The organism is Acidithiobacillus sp. (assembly GCF_049965315.1).
Classification (GTDB): Bacteria; Pseudomonadota; Gammaproteobacteria; order Acidithiobacillales; family Acidithiobacillaceae; genus Acidithiobacillus_B.
This window is the reverse complement of sequence record NZ_JBMFWL010000002.1, coordinates 1-17618: the sequence shown is the minus strand read 5'-3', so window position 1 is coordinate 17618 and position 17618 is coordinate 1. Positions and strand designations below refer to the sequence as shown.

General features: G+C 64.4%; 15 protein-coding genes. 7 read left to right on the top strand and 8 right to left on the bottom strand.

All coding sequences use genetic code 11. The annotated features are described in order from the left end of the window. Positions 1-30: 30 nt before the first annotated feature. Positions 31-2577, top strand: a complete 2547-nt coding sequence (gene glgP / locus ACP5MM_RS00875) for an alpha-glucan family phosphorylase (protein WP_427933957.1) — start codon at positions 31-33, stop codon at positions 2575-2577. A gap of 14 nt (positions 2578-2591) precedes the next feature. Here the strand turns inward: glgP and ACP5MM_RS00870 are convergent, their stop codons facing one another. Further along, a complete protein-coding gene (locus ACP5MM_RS00870; RefSeq protein WP_427930736.1) occupies positions 2592-3149 on the bottom strand; it encodes a hypothetical protein in 558 nt (185 codons plus the stop codon). 329 nt (positions 3150-3478) lie between these two features. Here ACP5MM_RS00870 and trhA point away from each other — a divergent pair, with 329 nt between their 5' ends. Both trhA and ACP5MM_RS00860 read left to right on the top strand, forming a co-directional pair. Further along, positions 3479-4132 carry a PAQR family membrane homeostasis protein TrhA gene (gene trhA, locus ACP5MM_RS00865; protein WP_427930737.1) on the top strand — a complete coding sequence of 218 codons (654 nt, stop codon included), beginning with the start codon at positions 3479-3481 and terminating at the stop codon, positions 4130-4132. Positions 4133-4216: 84 nt separating this feature from the next. Beyond that, positions 4217-4522, top strand: a complete 306-nt coding sequence (locus tag ACP5MM_RS00860) for an Lpp/OprI family alanine-zipper lipoprotein (protein ID WP_427930738.1) — start codon at positions 4217-4219, stop codon at positions 4520-4522. A gap of 91 nt (positions 4523-4613) precedes the next feature. Here ACP5MM_RS00860 and ACP5MM_RS00855 read toward each other — a convergent pair whose 3' ends face one another. The 6 genes from ACP5MM_RS00855 to glgA all read right to left on the bottom strand — a co-directional run bounded on the left by ACP5MM_RS00855 (position 4614) and on the right by glgA (position 11088). Next, the gene (locus ACP5MM_RS00855; RefSeq protein ID WP_427930739.1) at positions 4614-5906 is read right to left on the bottom strand and encodes a L,D-transpeptidase family protein; all 1293 of its coding nucleotides are present in this window, start codon (positions 5904-5906) and stop codon (positions 4614-4616) included. A gap of 13 nt (positions 5907-5919) precedes the next feature. Then, positions 5920-7008, bottom strand: coding sequence for a histidine kinase (locus tag ACP5MM_RS00850; protein ID WP_427933956.1), 1089 nt, complete (start codon positions 7006-7008; stop codon positions 5920-5922). Next, on the bottom strand, positions 6990-7637 hold the full coding sequence (gene nth, locus ACP5MM_RS00845; protein WP_427930742.1) for an endonuclease III: 648 nt from the start codon (positions 7635-7637) through the stop codon (positions 6990-6992). The genes ACP5MM_RS00850 and nth overlap by 19 nt, the downstream gene beginning before the upstream one ends. Positions 7638-7729: 92 nt before the next feature. Next, positions 7730-8146 (bottom strand): hypothetical protein, encoded by a 417-nt coding sequence (locus tag ACP5MM_RS00840; RefSeq protein WP_427933955.1) that lies wholly within the window; start codon positions 8144-8146, stop codon positions 7730-7732. A gap of 92 nt (positions 8147-8238) precedes the next feature. Further along, positions 8239-9627 carry an MBL fold metallo-hydrolase RNA specificity domain-containing protein gene (locus ACP5MM_RS00835; RefSeq protein WP_427930744.1) on the bottom strand — a complete coding sequence of 463 codons (1389 nt, stop codon included), beginning with the start codon at positions 9625-9627 and terminating at the stop codon, positions 8239-8241. 15 nt (positions 9628-9642) lie between these two features. Further along, positions 9643-11088 (bottom strand): glycogen synthase GlgA, encoded by a 1446-nt coding sequence (glgA, locus tag ACP5MM_RS00830; protein ID WP_427930745.1) that lies wholly within the window; start codon positions 11086-11088, stop codon positions 9643-9645. 170 nt (positions 11089-11258) lie between these two features. Here glgA and ACP5MM_RS00825 point away from each other — a divergent pair, with 170 nt between their 5' ends. Next, the gene (locus ACP5MM_RS00825) at positions 11259-11828 is read left to right on the top strand and encodes a 3-deoxy-D-manno-octulosonic acid transferase (RefSeq protein ID WP_427930746.1); all 570 of its coding nucleotides are present in this window, start codon (positions 11259-11261) and stop codon (positions 11826-11828) included. A 74-nt stretch (positions 11829-11902) separates the two neighbouring features. On the opposite strand, the gene ACP5MM_RS00820 is transcribed toward ACP5MM_RS00825, so the two are convergent. Beyond that, positions 11903-13606 (bottom strand): hypothetical protein, encoded by a 1704-nt coding sequence (locus ACP5MM_RS00820; protein ID WP_427930747.1) that lies wholly within the window; start codon positions 13604-13606, stop codon positions 11903-11905. A 158-nt stretch (positions 13607-13764) separates the two neighbouring features. Here ACP5MM_RS00820 and ACP5MM_RS00815 point away from each other — a divergent pair, with 158 nt between their 5' ends. From ACP5MM_RS00815 to fumC, 3 genes are read left to right on the top strand one after another with little or no spacing between them, the layout of a single operon-like run. Continuing rightward, positions 13765-14232: a DUF1841 family protein gene (locus tag ACP5MM_RS00815; RefSeq protein ID WP_427930748.1), complete on the top strand. Its 468-nt coding sequence runs from the start codon at positions 13765-13767 to the stop codon at positions 14230-14232. Between the two features lie 51 nt (positions 14233-14283). After that, positions 14284-16083 (top strand): M3 family oligoendopeptidase, encoded by a 1800-nt coding sequence (locus ACP5MM_RS00810; RefSeq protein WP_427933954.1) that lies wholly within the window; start codon positions 14284-14286, stop codon positions 16081-16083. Beyond that, the gene (fumC, locus tag ACP5MM_RS00805; RefSeq protein ID WP_427930750.1) at positions 16080-17480 is read left to right on the top strand and encodes a class II fumarate hydratase; all 1401 of its coding nucleotides are present in this window, start codon (positions 16080-16082) and stop codon (positions 17478-17480) included. The genes ACP5MM_RS00810 and fumC overlap by 4 nt, the downstream gene beginning before the upstream one ends. The last annotated feature ends 138 nt before the right edge of the window (positions 17481-17618 follow it).

Below are 17618 nucleotides of genomic sequence, written 5' to 3'. Positions count from 1 at the left end.
TAGCGCAGCTCATGTCACAGGGAGCGATGCATGCCCGCCAGTAATTTTTTTCTCGAGGTCAATCCCAAAATCCCCCGCAAGCTGGCCCGTCTCGTGGATCTCTCCGAAGACCTCTGGTATAGCTGGGACCGCCAGACCCGCAGCCTCTTTGCCCGCCTGGACCCCGCCCTGTGGCGGGCCACGGGTCACAATCCCAAGCTCTTCCTGCGCCTGGTGGATGAAAGCCGCCTGCAGGCCGCCGCCCAGGACCGCGTGTTCATCGATGTCTATCATCGCGTCCTGTCGGCCCGCGACACCTATCTCCTGGAGCCGCAAACGCAGGGTCCGGCGGGCGAGTTCGCCGCCGATGACCTCATCGGCTATTTTTGCGCCGAATACGGTCTGCATGAGAGCTTCCCCATTTATTCCGGCGGGCTGGGCATTCTCGCCGGCGATCACTGCAAGGCCGCCAGCGATTTGTCCTTGCCCTTCGTGAGCGTGGGTATTCTCTACCGCCAGGGTTATTTCTCCCAGCGCATCGACGCCCAGGGCAACCAGCAGGCCGATTATACGGATGCCCGCTTTGAGGACCTGCCCGTGCGTCCGGTGCTGCGCCATGATGGCGGCGAGGTGCTCATCAGCCTCGACTGCTTTCCCGGCCGCGTCGTCAAGGCCAAGCTCTGGGTGGCGGAGGTCGGGCGGATCCGCCTGTATTTGCTGGATACGAACATCGCGGAAAACACGGAGCAGGACCGCTATATTACCCATCGCCTCTATGGCGGCGATCTGCAAACGCGCATTCAGCAGGAGATCGTCCTCGGCGTCGGCGGAGTGCGCGCCCTGCGGGCGGTGGGGCTGGCGCCCAGCGTTTGGCATATCAATGAAGGCCATGCGGCCTTTCTGGTGCTGGAGCGGATCCGCGAGCTGGTTGGCCAGGGGCTGGATTTTTACGCCGCCGTGGAGGCCGTCGCCGCCTCCACGGTCTTTACCACCCACACCCCGGTGCCCGCAGGGCACGATATTTTCCCCGCCGACATGGTGCGGGAATATTTTGGGATGATGATTGCCGAGTGCGGGGTGGATGCCCCGGCGTTTCTCGAACTGGGCGCGCACCCCGGCGAGGGTTTCAGCATGACGGCGCTGGCGGTACGGGGATCGCGCTGGCAAAACGGCGTCAGCCGCATTCACGGGGGCGTGGCGGCGCGGATGCTGGCGCCCCTGTGGCCGGAGGTGCCACCGGAGGAAAATCCCGTCGGCTATGTGACCAATGGGGTGCATATCCCCAGCTTCCTCGCTGCCGAGTGGGTGGATACCCTGGATCGCCTCCTGGGTGGACAATGGCGCAATCAGCTTTCGCAGATTCCCTTCTGGGAGCGGGTGGCGCAGATCCCCGATCACCTTTTCTGGAGCATTCGCCAGACCCTGAAGAGCCAGATGCTGGCGACGGTGCGCCAGCATCTGACCGAACAGCATCTGCGCAACGGCATGGGTGAGGCGCGCCTGGACCGGGTGTTGCGGCATCTCGACCCCATTGACCCCAATGTGCTGGTGGTGGGCTTCGCCCGGCGCTTTGCCACTTACAAACGCGCCACCCTGCTCTTTGACGATGTGGAGCGTTTGCGGCAACTGGCTACCCACAGCGAACGCCCCATCGTTTTCCTCTTTGCCGGCAAGGCCCATCCTGCCGATAGCCCCGGCCAGGACCTGGTGCGCAGCATCGCCCGTTTCGCCAATGATCCCCAGTTCCTGGGGCATATCCATATCATCGAGAACTACGACCTGGCCCTGGCCCGTCATCTGGTCAGCGGCGTCGATGTCTGGCTCAACAACCCGGAATACCCCCTGGAAGCCAGCGGCACCTCCGGAGAAAAGGCCGGTGCCAATGGCGTCATCAACCTGAGCGTCCTGGATGGCTGGTGGGGAGAGGGTTTCAACGGTTACAACGGCTGGGGCATCAAGCCCCATCCCGACGACGCCGGCGGCAACAGCCGTCATGACGAAGCCAACGAACTCTACACCATTCTGGAACAGGAGGTGGCCCCGCTCTATTACGACCGGGGCAGCTACGGCTATGCCCCCGGCTGGGTGAAGATGTCCAAGGCCTCCATGAAAAGCATCATTCCCCGCTTTAATGCCGAGCGCATGGTGACCGACTATGTCAGCGATGCCTATCGGCCGGCGGCCAGCAATGGGCGGCGTTTTGCGGCGGACAGCTTTGTCGCGGCCCAGGTGCTGGCGGTGTGGAAGAGCCGCATCCGCGAGTTATGGCCCAATGTGCGCCTGCTCACCCTGGAGGGGCGGCGCGAGCGCCTGCAGCTCGGCCAGGGCATGGAGCTGCATCTGGATGTGGATCTGGGCGGCCTGAACCCCGCCGATGTGGTGGTGGAACTGCTTCTGGAGCGTGACTATGAAGCCCTGCAACGCAGCCCGGACAGTTATCGCTTCCTCCCGGCGGGGCAAAACGATCAGGGGCAGGAGCATTTTGTGCTGGCCCTAACCCCGGATCTCTGCGGCAGTTTGCGCTATCAGATCCGGACCTTTCCTTATCACACGCTGCTGACGCACCCCTATGAAATGGGTCTCATGCGCTGGCTGTAAGCCCCGGGCTACCCTTATAAACGGCTGGCGGCGGGCTGGCGGGGCTGGAGGAAACGCAGTTCCGCCTCCTTGACGCCGAAGTCCAGCGCCTTGCTGACGCTGCCCATGAGGATGTCGGCGGCCATGTGGTAGCGGGGATTCATGGTATCCCAGACGACACCGTGAATGACCCGGCCCGAGCGCAACACGATGGCCACCGGTTCACCGCAGCGGTTGCCGCCGTTTTTGCGGAAGAAGAGATCCTGGGAAAGGGCGATCTGATCCGGGCGATTGGGGCCGCAGGCGGCAATATCCGGATCGCTGTTGGTCTGGTCGGGGACGGCGTTATAGGCCGTGACCCGCTGCAGATACAAGACCTCATGCTGAATGAGCAGTGCCCCGTCATCCTTGCCGACGGAGACATCGGCCACCGTCGCGGCGGCGCCATCGCCCCCCCACTGGGGGTCATTGGCGCTGGCCTCCACTTGGTGCAGCAGATGCAGGGGTAGATCCGGCTGCGCAAAATTCGTGCTGTTGGGCAACACGAGGGTAAACAAGGCCAATGCCAGCCCTGCAGAAAGTTGTTGAAACATATATGGCCTCCTCACTGAGCAATTGGTCATACGGACCGGATTCCGGGTCGGCCTAGCGGAATCCATGCTCAAAAAATGAATAGGAACAATATTTTACATAAAAACCCGAAAAAATCAACGGGATATGAAACATGATCATAAACAATAGGTTGTGGATGCATCCAAAGGCTCCGTCTTGTCCTGGGGAGGGGGTTCCCCGTTGCCCCGCTGGCAGCCGGGGCGGGAAACTCCTTTCCCGAAAGCGCCGCCGCGGTTTTTCGCCGCGCCCTTGGCCCTGCGCCGGGGATGGGGTATGGTGAACAGGGCATGGGGATTGACGGGAGGGGACGATGGAGCAAGAAGCTGGCTTGGGGCAACGTGAGCAGACGCGGGCGGAGGAGTGGATCAATAGCCTTCTGCATGGAGCAGGCGCCGTCCTGGCGCTGTTGGTATTCATTCTCTGGCTGGTCGGCGCGGGGCTGCACAGCGGCCGGCTGGCGATAGCCAGCGTAAGCATTTTCGTGCTTACGGTGGTGCTGCTTTATCTCGCCTCCACCATTTATCACCTCCTGCCGCCGGGGCGCGTCAAGGCGATTTTTCAACTGGTGGATCGTTCCGCCATTTATCTGCTCATCGCCGGCACCTATACGCCGGTGACCCTCATGGTCCTCCATGATCCCTGGGGCTGGACGCTTTTTGGCCTGGAATGGGGCCTCGCGGCCTTGGGCATCGTCCTGCTGGCCGTGGGGGGAACGCGCGGCCAGTCGGTTTCTCTGTGGCTGTATCTCCTCATGGGCTGGTTGGTCGTCTTTGCCGCAGTCCCCCTCTACGAGGCCGCCCCGGGCTGGTTTTTGTGGTGGCTGGCGGCGGGCGGCATCGCTTACTCGGTCGGCGTGCTTTTTTTTCTGCTGGATCGCTGGAAATATTTCCATTCCATCTGGCATGTTTTCGTCATTGCCGGAACGGCCTTGCAGTTCTGGGCGATTCTGCAATATGCGGCTTAATGGCGTTGCATCATCGACTAGCGTTTTGTTGTTTTTTTGGCTATGCTGTACATGCTCGTTACCAACCCAACAAAGGAGCCTGCTATGAGCAAGTTGTCCACCGCTTTGAAAGTAACCGCCCTGATCCTGCCCCTGGGCCTCGCTGGCTGCGCCACGACCTCTGACCTCAACAAGGTCGCCGCCAAGGCTGATGCCGCACAGTCCACCGCCAACGAAGCACTGGCCAAGGCCAACGCTGCCCAGAACACCGGCAATGAGGCCCTGAGCAAAGCCAGCGCTGCCCAGAGCACCGCTGACCAGGCCATGAGCACCGCGAACGCTGCCAACCAGAAGGCCGAAGAAGCCAATGCGAAGGTAGAGCGCATGTTCAAAAAGGCCATGATGAAGTAATCCGGCCTTTGGCACCAAAAACCCCGTTGGGTGACCAACGGGGTTTTTTTATCCCTGCGCCTGGGCGCGACCCCAGTTCCGGGAGGGAGATTCAGCGCTCCGTCATCGTCTCACCCAGCGCAACGGGACCCTTCTCCGGGCTTGCATCCAGGAATGGTGTCCCACAGCGGATTCCCAGGGTTCTTTCGATGCGCCTAGCCTCGGCCGCAGCGACCGTTTTGCTGAGATAGGGCCCAGCCCGGAGGGTGATGGCGCCACCGGCACGGCTGCTGGCGGCGGATACGGGCGGCTGCATCTGCGCCAGCAGGCCGATTACCTTTTGGGCATTGCCGGGATCGCGGAAGCGGGCGACGGGGAGATACCAGGATCCGGCGGCGGCCTTGCTGCTCACTGACGCCGCTGGCCCTTCCGCCGTCTCGTCAGCGGCGTCCACGGGCGGCTGAATGGCTTCCGCCTGGGTCGGTATTTGTTGCTCCGGGACCGTCAGTGCCGTGGGGATGCCCCGGCCGGCCCGGGCAATTTGCAGGAGGCGCTGCCAGGGAACGGGCGTGCCGGGCGGCAGTTGGCGGGCGATCCATTCGCCGAGATCCCGTTCCAGATGGGCGTCTGGATCCCCATCGATGACCCGAAATGCCTGGAGATAGTAGACCCCCTGGCGATGGCCGAGGAGCCAGGGCTGGTTGACGATGCGTACGCTGGTCCCCACCGGGATGTCGGCAAAGAGCCGGCTGATGTCCTCGGGATAGAGGCGGATGCAGCCATGGCTCACCCGCATGCCGACGCCCCAGGGCTTGTTGCTGCCGTGGATGAGATAGCCGGGGAGGGTGAGGCGCAGGGCGTATTGGCCCAGGGGGTTGTCGGGCCCGGCGGGCACCACGTCCGGCAACGGATCGCCGTTGCTGGCGTGTTCTTCCCGGATGCTCGCCGGGGGGGTCCAACTGGGGTCCTTGACCTTTCCCGTCACGCTGGCCTGGCCCACGGGGGTGCGCCAGCCTTCGCGACCGATGCCGATGGGGTAGGTGACCACTTCCGGGGGGACGCCCGGACGGGCCGGGGGATAGTAAAAGAGGCGCATGGCCGCGACATTGATGACGATACCCTGCCGGGGCGCGTCGGGCAGGACGTACTCGGTGGGGAGCAGGATGCGGGTGCCCCCCTTGGGCAGCCAGGGATCAACCCCCGGGTTGGCGGTGGTGATCTGCTCATAACCGAGATCATGGCGGCGGCCGATGTCCAGGAGGGTTTCCTCCTGGTTGGCCGTAACCGTGGCCAGGCCGCCAACGATGTTGTCCCCCTCCGGAGGAAGGGGGTAGGTGGCGGACCACGCCCAGAGGGGCGCCAGCCCGCCCGCCAGCAAGGCCCAACGGGCCAGGAAATACCGCATAAACGCTCCCTTCTCAAGCACACTCCGTCTGCGCGGAGAATAAGTAAAACGCCTTACTATAACGTAAAACCCGGTTTTCATCCTGCATGGGGGCTATTTCGGCCAGATCATAGGCGCCGATGCACGGAACGCCGGGGAAAAATTCCTGCCAGAGGGCGTGGTCCCGATCGCTACCGGAAAAAAATGCCGCATCCCTGCCCACGGAGGAAGACACCCAGGCAAAATCCGGTGCCGGCTGGCCTGCCCGGGCGGCGCCAAGGGCCATGCGGGTATCCCGTTGGGCGACCTGGGGATCGCGCAGGGCAAAGAAGGCGCGGGCATCGGCGGCCAGGCAGCGTTCCAGCCAGAGCCCGCTGCGATTGAGGTCGGTGGCGCGAATATTGATCCATTGGGGCGGTACTGCCGAGGATTGCCCGGGCCGCAGTTCGCCCACCAGCAGGCGCTCCAGGGGCAGGCGGGCCTCCTCCCGGATGCTGAAGGGCAGGCTTTGGGCCAGCAGGGGAAGGGCCGAATAGCGCTCCAGCCGCAGCAGCAGGTTGCCTTCCTGCAGGCTCACCGCCAAGGGGGCATTGAGTGGACGCATGCCGGGCGAATAGGCCACTTGTAGGCAGGTTGCACCCTCCACCAGGGCCTCGCAGGGCCCCGGGACGGGCTGGGCGTTTTGCCAGAAGCGGGTGCCGCGACCGCTGAGGAAGCCCATGCGCGGCACACGTTGCAGCCAGGCGTCGCGGCATTGTTCCAGGCGGGCCATGCTCAGGATGGTCTGGCCTTGAACCTGGGCCGTAACCGGCGAAAGGCCCAAAGGCGGTGCCAGGAGCAGGACGGCACAGGCGTTTTCCCCAAGGGCGTAGCCCTCCTCGGTGATCACGCCGGGGACCGTGGCCACCAGGAGGCGCAGACAGGAGAGCTGACGCATGACCTGGCGGATGGCATCGGGGGCAATCCGGGCGAGGCTGGGGCTGAAGAGACAGAGGGTGGCACTGACCGGTTGCCCCGCCAGTTTGGCCAAGGCTTGCGCCAAGGCGCGGCGGAGGAGCTCCTGGGGTGCCTGGGGGCCGATGGCCAAGCCGGTGCCGACGGGTCTTAGGGGTGCTCGGCCCACTGCTGCTTTTCCGGCCATGCACAGCAGGAGTATAGGGGGCAGCGGCCGCAGCGGGGGCGGCGGGCCGTGCAGGTGTAGCGGCCGTGGAGGATGAGCAGGTGATGGGCATCCTGCCGGAAGGCCTCGGGCACCACGCGCATCAGGGTCTTTTCGACGGCCAAGGGGGTTTTGCCAGGGGCGATCCCGGTGCGATTGGCTACCCGAAAGATGTGGGTATCGACGGCGATGGTGGGTGCGCCAAAAATGGTGTTCATCACGACGTTGGCCGTTTTCCGCCCGACCCCCGGAAGGGCTTCCAGGGCTGCGCGGTCGCTGGGCACCTCGCCGCCATGGCGGGTGACGAGCAATTGGGCCAGGGCATGGAGATGCCTGGCCTTGTTGTTGAAGAGCCCCAGATGGCGAATGTGGGTTTTGATGCCTGCTTCCCCGAGACGTACCATGGCGGCGGGTGTCGGGGCGGCGGCAAAGAGGGATGGGGTGGCCAGATTGACGGCGCGATCGGTACTTTGCGCCGAGAGCAGCACGGCAACGAGCAACTCAAAGGAATTGCGGTAGTGCAGTTCCGTTTTGGGCTCGGGAATGGCCGTCCGGAGGGCGGTGAAGCAGGCGGCGATGCGTTGACTATCCATGCAGCGAAAACGCCCCGGCGGCGGCCAAAGCCAAAGGTATGGCAAAGGAAGGACGGGCGGTTGTGACGCCTGCGCCCTCTTCCGCCGGACCCTTACACGTGGCGATAGCGGCCGATTTCCGGAGATTCTGGTCGGGGATGGGAGGTGGCGACGGCATCGGCCTCGGCAATCCAGCCCTCATGCAGATGTTCCAGGGTGTGCAGGGCGTCATGGCTCAACCTGGGCATGACGCTGCCCTTGATGAATTCACCCAGGTCCAGAAGGCGGGTCGCCCAGATATAGTCATGGAGGTGGAAGTTGTGATCGGCGTGCTGCCCAAAGAGGTCCCCTTTGAAAAGCGGGCCCTTGCTGGCCAGCAGGTCGGGGTCTTTCATGACCAGGTCTTTGGTCCACTGATACCAGAGTTCGTAATATTTCTCCTGGGCATCCAGACTCCAGTCGTGCGCCTCGAAGAAGGCGTAGACCGAAACGCGATTGGCTTTACCGGAAAAGGGAAAATGTCCTGCCATAACTCCTCCTGAAGGTGGGTATCGCTTGCTAAGGATGGGTTGCGCCCGATGATTGTAACCGTTCATGGGCGCAGCGCAACGCTAAAGCTTTTTTACAGGGGATAACGATCGCCGATGACCGGCAGATGCACCTGAAGCCCGCGTCCCTCCAGGACCCGGGCAATACCCTGACGGCCGTTGTCCTCGCCATGCACCAGGAAGGTCTGCTCCGGTTGTTGCGCACCGTACCAGGCGAGGAGTTCGTCGTGATCGGCATGGGCGGAAAAGCCGCCGATGGTATGGATCTGGGCATTGACGCTGATCTCCTCCCCAAAGAGGCGCACTTTCTTGGCGCCGTCGATGATGCGCCGGGCCAGCGTCCCCTGGGCGGCGTAGCCGACGAAGATGACGCTGCTGTCGCTCCGCCAGAGGTTGTGCTTCAGGTGATGGGTGACCCGCCCGCCGGTGGCCATGCCCGATCCGGCCATGATGACGGCGCCGCCCTTGATCTGGTTGATGCCCATGGATTCGCTGGTTTCCCGGGTGAAATGCAGGTTACGCAGGGCAAAGGGGTCGCGGCCGCTGGCGAAGTCCTGGCGGGTTTCGGCATTGAAGCATTCGGGATGGCGGCGGAAGATCTCCGTGGCGGAGATGGCCATGGGCGAGTCGAGGAAGACGGGAAGATTGGCCGGGAGCTCGCGCTTTTCCGTCAGTTCCCGCAGGTAGTAGAGGAGGTCCTGGGCACGCTCCAGGGCGAAGGTGGGGATGATGGCATTCCCGTCGCGCTCCAGGGTGGCGAGGATGGCGTCGCGGAGTTCCTCGACGGAGGGCCCAACGGCCTTGTGCAGGCGGTCGCCGTAGGTGGTTTCCATGACCACCACATCCGCCGCGGGGGCGGGGGTGGCGGCGTTGATGATGGGCTTGCCGCGGTTGCCCAGATCTCCGGAATAGAGGATGCGCTTGCTCTTCCCGCCCTCCCGGGCCTCCACGAGGATCCAGGCGGAGCCGAGGATATGCCCGGCGTCGCCAAAGGTTGCCGTGATCCCGGGGGCGACAGTCAGCGCTTCGCCATAGCTCGCCAGCCGCCCGAAACGGTCCATGCTGTCCAGAACGTCGGTGATTTCGTAGAGGGGCGCTTCGGGTTCCTCGCCGCGACGCTGGCGGTAGCGCGCCGCGCGGCGCGCTTCTTCGGCGGCCAGTCCGGCGGCGTCAAGGAGGACCAGGCGGGTGAGTTCGCGGGTGGCGGCGGTGGTGATGATCTCTCCCCGAAAGCCGCGTTTGACCAGCAGCGGGATGCGCCCGCAATGGTCGAGATGGGCATGGGTGAGGAGGAGAACGTCGATCTCGCCCGGATCAAAGCCGAATTCGGCCCGGTTTTCCTCGTCGATATTGTGCTCGCCCTGAAACATGCCGCAATCGACCAGTATCTTTTTCCCCGCTGCGGCGAGGAAGTGGCAGGATCCGGTTACACCGCCGGCCGCGCCATAAAATCCCATTTCCATGCGTTCTCCTTTGAATTATTGCAGCATCTGCTGATAAATTTCCAGATAGGCCCGGGCGGCCCTTTCCCAACTGAAGTCCAGCGCCATGGCGTTGTCCTGCAAATACCGCCAGGCGGCGGGCTGGCGAAAATGGTTTTCCGCCCGCAGGATGGCGGCCAGCAGTGCGTCGCGATCCACGGGGACGAACACGAATCCGTTGGGTGGCGGTCCGCCAAAATGTTCCGCATCCACCACCGTATCGGCCAGTCCGCCGGTCCGGCGAACGATGGGCAGGGTGCCATAACGCAGGCTGTACATCTGGTTGAGGCCGCAGGGCTCGAAGCGGGAGGGCATGAGGAAGGCATCGGCCCCCGCCTCGATGCGGTGGGCAAGGCCCTCATCGAAGGCGATGCGCACCGCCATCTGCCCCCGCTGTCCCGCGGCGAGACGCCGGAAGTTTTCCTCGAAGGGTTGTTCGCCGCTGCCGAGAAGGACGAATTGCACCCCCCGGCGCAGCAGATCCGGCAGGATATCCAGGACCAGATCCACGCCCTTTTGGGTCACCAGCCGGCTGATCATGGCGAGAAGAAAGGTTTCGGGCGCGGGATAAAGGCCCATCTCCATTTGCAGTTGCGCCTTGCAGAGGGCTTTGCCGCTCTTGTCCTCGCGCTGGAAGCGGGCGGGCAGATGGGGATCGCTGCCGGGATCCCAGCTCCGGGTGTCGATGCCATTGAGGATGCCGAAAAGGTCCCGGCGGCGGGCGCGCAACACCCCGTCCAGACCCATCCCCAGTTCCGGCTCCTGGATCTCCCGGGCATAGGTGGGGCTGACGGTGCTGAGCCGGTCGCTATAGATCAAGGCCGTCTTCATGAAAGAGAAGGTGCCGTAGAATTCGGTCCCCTGCCAATGAAAGCCGTCGGGCGGCAGATGCAGGCGCTCCAGGGCGCCGGGATCAAAGCGCCCCTGGTAGGCGAGGTTGTGGATGGTGAAAAGCACTGCGGGCCGCGGCGCCCCAACGCGGGCCTCCAGATGCAGCAGATAAGGAATGAGGCCCGTCTGCCAGTCGTTGGCGTGGACGATGTCGGGCCGCCAGTCCAGGGCGGGTACGCGGCCTTGGGCGATCTCCACGGCGACGCGGCTGAGCAGGGCAAAGCGCTGGTCGTTGTCGGGCCAGTCCACCCCGCTGGGGTCCTGATAAGGCCCGCCCGGCCGCTCATAATAGGGAGGGTAGCGCAAAAAAAGGATCTGGGGCCGGTCTTCCGGGGACCATAGCTCGACGGTTTCACCGGTGAAGGGCACCGTCAGGCCTGCCCGCCACTGCAGATGGCCGCTCCCGGCAAAGGGCCGGTAAGCGGGCACCAGGACGCGGATGTCCACGCCCAGGCCGGCAATGGCGGCGGGCAGCGCGCTGCCCACATCGGCCAGGCCTCCGGTCTTGGAGTAGGGTGCCATTTCCGAAAGCGCGAAAAGAATGCGCAACATGTTTGCGGTCACCGCGTGGGCCAGGGTGCTGCCAATGTAACATAAAGGCCGGCGGCGGTCAGTGCTTGCCCACGCCCCTTGCTTGCGCCGCTGCATCGCCCTGGGCTACTGTTTTCCCTTGGGCGTCCATTACCGGGCGATCCGTTGGATGATGCCAAGGAGCAATGCGGATGGAGTTATGCGAGCGGTTTAAGGAATTTCGGGAGCGGGGCCGCTGTGTGGTCTATTTCCCCAACGTGCATGAGGGGGAGGACCCCGATGCCTACGGCATTTTCCTGTCGCTCATGCGCCTACAGATGGGGCTGATGGTGCTGGCACCGGATACGGAGGCGCGCTTTGAGCCGGTCTATCGCGACGCCTTGAAGTACCACCTGCAAACCATTCGCCACAGCCGGCTCTTCACCAGCTTCGTGCCCATCAAGACCCGGGTATATTTTGTGGAGACCGCCGCCGTGAGCGATGCCTTCTACCCCTGCGCGGATTTCTGCATCCCCGGCGGCACCCTGCGCGGGGGTGCGGTGGATCTGGCCACGCCCATTGCCGCTCGTTGCCCGCTGATCCTCGGGCCGCGGATGCCCGACGATGAATGGCGCAACGGGCTGCTGGACGCGGGCGGGGCGGTGTGGGCCCGGGACCAGGAGGAGACGGTGCGGCTCGCCAAGGCCTGGCTGGACGATCCCCGGGCGGCCCGGGCGGCGGCGGAAAAGGCCTATGACTGGTGGCAGGGCAGATCCGCCTAGGCAACTCCATGGAGGGCGCAAAGCAAAGGGGGTGTCCCGGGACACCCCCTTTGCGTGCTGCGGAGGAGGGATGCCTAGCCCTTCAGCGCGCGCAGGAAGGTGGACAGGAAGCGCACGGCAAAGCGCAGTACGTACTGGGTGTCCTTGGCGAAGACGATCTTGATCAGGCCAAAGATCCCGCCGCCCTTGTTGCCCTCGCCGCGCATCTCCCGCTGGGTCTGCTCCAGGGCCTGGGTGGCCTTATGCACCCCGGCGGCGAAGGCCTCATCGGAGGGGATCATGGGCCCGACGCTGGCCATGATCAGGTTGACCTTGCGCAGCAGGCCGGATTTCTGGACGGCGCCGAGGAGGGTGAAGAGCTCGGGCAGCATGTCGATGAGGTGCGCTTCCTCCAAACCGCGCATCAGTTCCTTGACGCGGGCGACAAAAGTGGGGGCGTTGCCCTGCAAGACGGCCTGGGCGACGTGGACCACTTCCATCCACTCGGTCACTCCCTCGCTGATGGCAAAAACGGCGCGCTTGACGGTGCCGTCGTTCCAGAGCTCGCTGGCCATGTCGGTGGCGGTGCCGAAGGCAATGGCCACGTCGCCGCGGGGATTGAGGAGGGCACCGATATCGATCCCTTTCTCCGCCAGGGCCGCGGCGGCCACCTGCATCTTCTGGCTGACCGATTCGGCGAGGTCCAGCAGGCCGCTCACCCGCTCGGCGAGGTTGTCGGCATTGCCCTGGGCCAGGGCCTTGGCGCGCAGGGCGATCTTCAGCCACTGGTCGGCGGCATCCTGCAGGTCATCGAGCTTGTCGGCCAGGTTGGCCTCGCCAATCATGTCGCGGGCGACATCGAGGCCCTGCTTGCCGGCGGCGAGAAAGAAACGCAGGGTCTCGCCATAGCCGGCGAGGTGTTCGATCTGCTCCACCAGGCCTTCCACGCGCTCCGCCAGACTTGCGTTCTCTCCCTGGGCCAGGGCCTTGACGCGAATGGCAATGCGCATCCAGCGGCTGCCGCCGGCGCCGATGGTGGCCAGGGCGGAGCCCAGTTGGCCGTTGTCCAGCACTTCCGGGACGGTGTCGCGCAAGGTGCCGATGGCAATGTTCATCTGCCCGCCGAGGATCTCCGCCATTTCTACGAGGCCGCTGAGGCGGGCGTGCAGGTTGGGAGCGTCACCCTGCAGGAGCTTCTGGACCCGCTTGGCCAGCTTCAGCCATTCATCGGCCATTTCCTGGATCTCGTCGAGACGGTCGGGGAGGTCCATCTGGGCCACGAGGTTGCCCACGACGCCGACGCCTTCCTTGGCGCTGTTGAGCCAGAAGGCGAGGTTCTCGCGGGCGGCGTGAACCTTCTGGATCATGTCATCGGGAGTTTCGCCGATGAGGGGGCACTTCATTTCTGCGGAGAGGGCGTTGACGGAGGCGAAAAAGCCGTTTTTGTGCAGGTTGCCCAGCAGTTGCAGGACTTCTCCGAGGCTTTCGTCGAGATGGGCCGCCTGGGCGTCCTGCAATACGCTGCGCAGGCGTGCGGCGCCGGCTTCGACGGAGTCGACCTTGAGAAAGGCCAGCAGGGCCTCGGCGGTGCCGCGCAGACTTTCCAGTTGCGGCTTGAGGCGCTCCAGGAGCTGGTCGGCATCGACTGCCTCGGGGATTTCGCTCAGGATATCCCGGAGGAGTTGCAAAAGGTTTTCCGCTTGCAGCGCGGCGTCTCCCACCTTGCCCAGTCCTTCCCATTGCCGCTCATTCAGGGTCCCGCTTTGCTCCGTTGCTGCTGCTTCCATTGCCTTGGCCATGACGCACTGATCTCCCGCAGAAATAAATGTTGCGATAAATACTTTTAATTACGATGGATTTGTTTCCGAGTGTTGCCTTATTTAACACAAAAAACGGCACTTTCCTACCCATACCCTTCTGTCCTAAGATGAAACCCATAAACACCAGGGCGGTCATAATGATGCTTTATGGCAATAAGCGGGAAAGTTACCGGCAGGTATTCGTGGATAGCTGGGAAGCCTATCGGCAAGGGCGGCCTCTGGCGGGCGTGATGGCCCTCATCGTGCCGGTCATCCTTCGGCATCCCGAATATCAGGCCTTGCTGGCCAGCCCGGACGCCGTTCTCGATCGGGATTTTCCCCCCGAGGCAGGACAGGGCAACCCTTTCATGCACATGGCCCTGCATGTGAGTCTGGAGGAGTTTCTGGCCCTGGACCAGCCGGCGGGCATCGCCGCGCTCTATGCCCGGGGCCGGGAGAAAATCGAGGCACATGCGCTGCAGCATGTTTTTGTCGAATGTCTCGGGGAGGCCATCTGGCAGGCGCAACGCAATGTTGCGGCCCCGGATTTTGCGGCCATGCTGCATTGCGTGGAGCGCCGGCTCGCCCTGGCAAGGCGGGACGAGGACGTTGGGAAGCGCCCGTGAATCGGCCTGTTACCCACGATTATTGATTTTCATGGACGGAGTGGCGAATTGATGAGCAAGAACATGCAGAACCGTCCGACGGGCGCGGAACAGATACACTGGCGTCTGGAGGATCTCTATGCCGGCCTGGACGATCCCCGCCTGGCGGAGGATATGGACTGGGCGGCGGGCGAGGCGGCGTCCTTTGCCCGCGATTACCGGCCGGGGCTGGCGCATTTGAGTGCCGCTGCCCTGGGCAGGGCCATGGAGCGCCTGGAGGCCATCCGTCAGCGCCTGGGGCGGGTGGGGAGCTATCGCTACCTCAGCTACGTGACCCATTCCGACCAGTCCGCCTACGGCGCGGCCCTGCAGGCCTATGAAGAGGCCGCCACGGCCATCCAGAACCAGTTGGTCTTTTTTGACATTGCCTGGAACCAGCTTCCCGACACCCGCGCCGAGGACTTGCTGGCGGCGCCGGAACTGGCCCACTGGCAGCATCTATTGCGGCACTGGCGGGTATATCGCGACCATCTGCGCAGCGAAAGCGAAGAGCAGATCCTGGCCGAAAAACGGGTGACGGGGCGCGCCCTCTGGGAGCGCCTTTTCGACGAGACTTTTACCGAGATGCGCTTTCCCCTGCGCGGGCGGGCGTTGAGCGAGCAGGAGGTGCTGACGCTCCTGTCCAATCCCGACCGCGAGTTGCGCCACGATGCCGCCGAGGCCATGAGCAAAGGCCTGGAGGGCCGCCTGCATACCCTGACCACCTGTTTCAATGCCGTCCTCGGCGACAAGGCCATCGATGACCGGCTGCGCCGCTATCCCCATTGGCTGGCGGAGCGCAACCTGGGCAATGAGATCTCCGATGCGATGGTGGCGGCCCTGGAGGGGGCCGTGGTGGGGCGTTATCCCCTGGTGGCCCGCTACTACCGGCTCAAGGGGCGCCTGCTGGGCATTTCGCCATTGCTGGATTATGACCGCTACGCGCCGCTTCCGGGCGGAGAGGGGCATTATTCCTGGGCCGATTGTCAGCGCATCGTGCTGCAGGCCTTCACCGATTTTTCCCCGGAAATGGGCGCCATCGGTCAGCAGTTCTTTGCCCGCGGCTGGATCGACGCCGCCCTGGCCCCGGGCAAGCGCGGCGGGGCCTTTGCCCATCCGGTCACGCCCGATGTCCATCCTTACCTCATGGTTAACTATACCGGTACGGTGCGCGACGTGATGACCGTGGCCCACGAGCTCGGGCATGGGATCCATCAGTTCCTGGCGCGCGAACAGGGTTATCTCAATGCCGATACCCCCCTGACCACCGCCGAGACGGCCTCGGTCTTCGGCGAGATGCTGACCTTCGAGCGCCTGATGGGGGAGGAGGCCGACCCGCGCAACCGCCTGGCCCTGCTCTGCGGCAAGATCGAGGACACCTTTGCCACGGTCTTTCGCCAGATGGCCATGCACCGCTTCGAGGCGGCCATGCACCAGGCGCGGCGCCAGGAGGGCGAGCTCAGCAAGGAGCGTTTGGCGGAATTATGGATGCAGACCCAGCGCGAGCAGTTTGGCGACAGCGTCCAGTTGCGCGAGGGCTATCGCTGGTGGTGGAGCTATATCCCTCACTTCATCAGTTCGCCGGGCTATGTCTATGCCTATGCCTTCGGCGAATTGCTGACCCTGGCCCTCATTCAGCGCTACCGCAGCGATCCCCAGGGTTTTGTGCCGCGTTACACCGCGATGCTGCGCCTGGGCGGTGCGCGCGCGCCGGCGGAAGTGGTGGGCGTGACGGGGGTGGATCTGGAGGCGCCGGAGATCTGGGAAAAGGCCCTGGATTACCTGCAGGGGATGGTGGACGAGGCGGAGCGCCTCGCGGGGGCACTCCAATGAGCATGCGCAGCGAAAAAGACAGCCTGGGAACGGTGGAAGTGGACGGAGCCGCCCTCTGGGGCGCCCAGACCCAGCGTTCGCTGCAGTTTTTCGCCATTGGCGAGGAGCGCATGCCTCTGTCCGTGCTCCATGCCTTGGCGCGCATCAAGGGCGCCGCTGCGCTGGTGAATGGGGCGTTGGGTCTGCTGGATGCGGAACGGGTGGGGTTGATTGCCCAGGCGGCGGGTGAGGTGCTGGGGGGACGCTGGGACGACCAGTTCCCCTTGCGCGTCTGGCAGACGGGCAGCGGCACCCAGAGCAACATGAACGTCAACGAGGTCATTGCCAACCGGGCCAACGAACTGGCGGGCCAAGCCCGGGGGAGCAAGGCGCCCGTCCATCCCAATGACCATGTCAACCTGGGCCAATCCTCCAACGACGTCTTTCCCTCGGCCATGCATGTGGCGGCGGCGCTGGCCCTGCATCAGCGCCTCCTGCCGGCTTTGGCCCATCTGGAGGATGCCCTGGGAGCGAAGGAGGCGGCCTTCGCCGGACGGATCAAGATCGGCCGCACCCATCTCATGGACGCCGTGCCCCTGACCCTGGGACAGGAGTTTTCCGGCTATCGCGCCCAGTTGCGGCAGGGCATGGCGGCCCTGGAGCAGGCCCTGCCGGGGCTGTACGAACTGGCCCTGGGGGGGACGGCGGTGGGCACCGGGCTCAATACCCACCCCGCCTTTGCCGCCGCCGTCTGCGCGCGGCTCCACGAGGAACTGGGTCTGCCCTTCCGTCCCGCCGCCAATCCCTTTGCGGCACTGGCCGGGCACGAGGCCATGCTCCGGGCCAGCAGCGCCCTGCGCCTCCTCGCCATGGCGCTGATGAAGATCGCCAATGACATCCGCTGGATGGGTTCCGGCCCGCGCTGCGGTCTGGGGGAACTGGTTCTGCCGGAGAACGAGCCGGGTTCCTCCATCATGCCTGGCAAGGTCAATCCCACCCAGGCCGAGGCCCTCACCATGGTCTGCGTGCAGGTCTTCGGCAACGATGCCAGCATCGCCTTCGCCGCCTCCCAGGGCCAGTTTGAGCTCAACGTCTACAAGCCCGTCATTGCCTATAATTTTCTCCAGGCGACGGCGCTGTTGGCCGATGCCAGCCGCTCCTTTGCCGACCATTGCGTGGCCGGCCTCGCCGCCCGCCCCGCGCAACTGGACGCGCATCTGCAGCAATCCCTCATGCTGGTCACGGCCCTCACCCCCCGCATCGGCTACGAACGTGCCGCCGAGGTGGCCCGCCATGCCCATGCGCGGCAGCTCACGCTGCGGGAGGCGGCGGCGGCGTTGGGGTATTTGTCGGCGGAGGATTTCGATAGCGCGGTGCGGCCCGAGCAGATGTTGGCCCCGCGGGGAGGCGGGGAGTAGGTCCTGTCTTTTCCTTGGCCCCCGGAGACCTGCATCCGCCTCCGCCCGCCGGCGACGGGGATTTGCCGCGACTTCGGTCCGCGCCGTCGTTGTTCTTGGCGAAAGCCCGCGCCCGGCAGGCGAACTGTCTGAGCCCGC

What these genes read in the sequence shown, in the direction of transcription:
- glgP (WP_427933957.1), top strand. Translation starts at nt 31, where the DNA reads ATGCCCGCCAGTAATTTTTTTCTCGAGGTCAATCCCAAAATCCCCCGC.
- ACP5MM_RS00870 (WP_427930736.1), bottom strand. Translation starts at nt 3,149, where the DNA reads ATGTTTCAACAACTTTCTGCAGGGCTGGCATTGGCCTTGTTTACCCTC.
- trhA (WP_427930737.1), top strand. Translation starts at nt 3,479, where the DNA reads ATGGAGCAAGAAGCTGGCTTGGGGCAACGTGAGCAGACGCGGGCGGAG.
- ACP5MM_RS00860 (WP_427930738.1), top strand. Translation starts at nt 4,217, where the DNA reads ATGAGCAAGTTGTCCACCGCTTTGAAAGTAACCGCCCTGATCCTGCCC.
- ACP5MM_RS00855 (WP_427930739.1), bottom strand. Translation starts at nt 5,906, where the DNA reads ATGCGGTATTTCCTGGCCCGTTGGGCCTTGCTGGCGGGCGGGCTGGCG.
- nth (WP_427930742.1), bottom strand. Translation starts at nt 7,637, where the DNA reads ATGGATAGTCAACGCATCGCCGCCTGCTTCACCGCCCTCCGGACGGCC.
- ACP5MM_RS00840 (WP_427933955.1), bottom strand. Translation starts at nt 8,146, where the DNA reads ATGGCAGGACATTTTCCCTTTTCCGGTAAAGCCAATCGCGTTTCGGTC.
- ACP5MM_RS00835 (WP_427930744.1), bottom strand. Translation starts at nt 9,627, where the DNA reads ATGGAAATGGGATTTTATGGCGCGGCCGGCGGTGTAACCGGATCCTGC.
- glgA (WP_427930745.1), bottom strand. Translation starts at nt 11,088, where the DNA reads ATGTTGCGCATTCTTTTCGCGCTTTCGGAAATGGCACCCTACTCCAAG.
- ACP5MM_RS00825 (WP_427930746.1), top strand. Translation starts at nt 11,259, where the DNA reads ATGGAGTTATGCGAGCGGTTTAAGGAATTTCGGGAGCGGGGCCGCTGT.
- ACP5MM_RS00820 (WP_427930747.1), bottom strand. Translation starts at nt 13,606, where the DNA reads ATGGCCAAGGCAATGGAAGCAGCAGCAACGGAGCAAAGCGGGACCCTG.
- ACP5MM_RS00815 (WP_427930748.1), top strand. Translation starts at nt 13,765, where the DNA reads ATGATGCTTTATGGCAATAAGCGGGAAAGTTACCGGCAGGTATTCGTG.
- ACP5MM_RS00810 (WP_427933954.1), top strand. Translation starts at nt 14,284, where the DNA reads ATGAGCAAGAACATGCAGAACCGTCCGACGGGCGCGGAACAGATACAC.
- fumC (WP_427930750.1), top strand. Translation starts at nt 16,080, where the DNA reads ATGAGCATGCGCAGCGAAAAAGACAGCCTGGGAACGGTGGAAGTGGAC.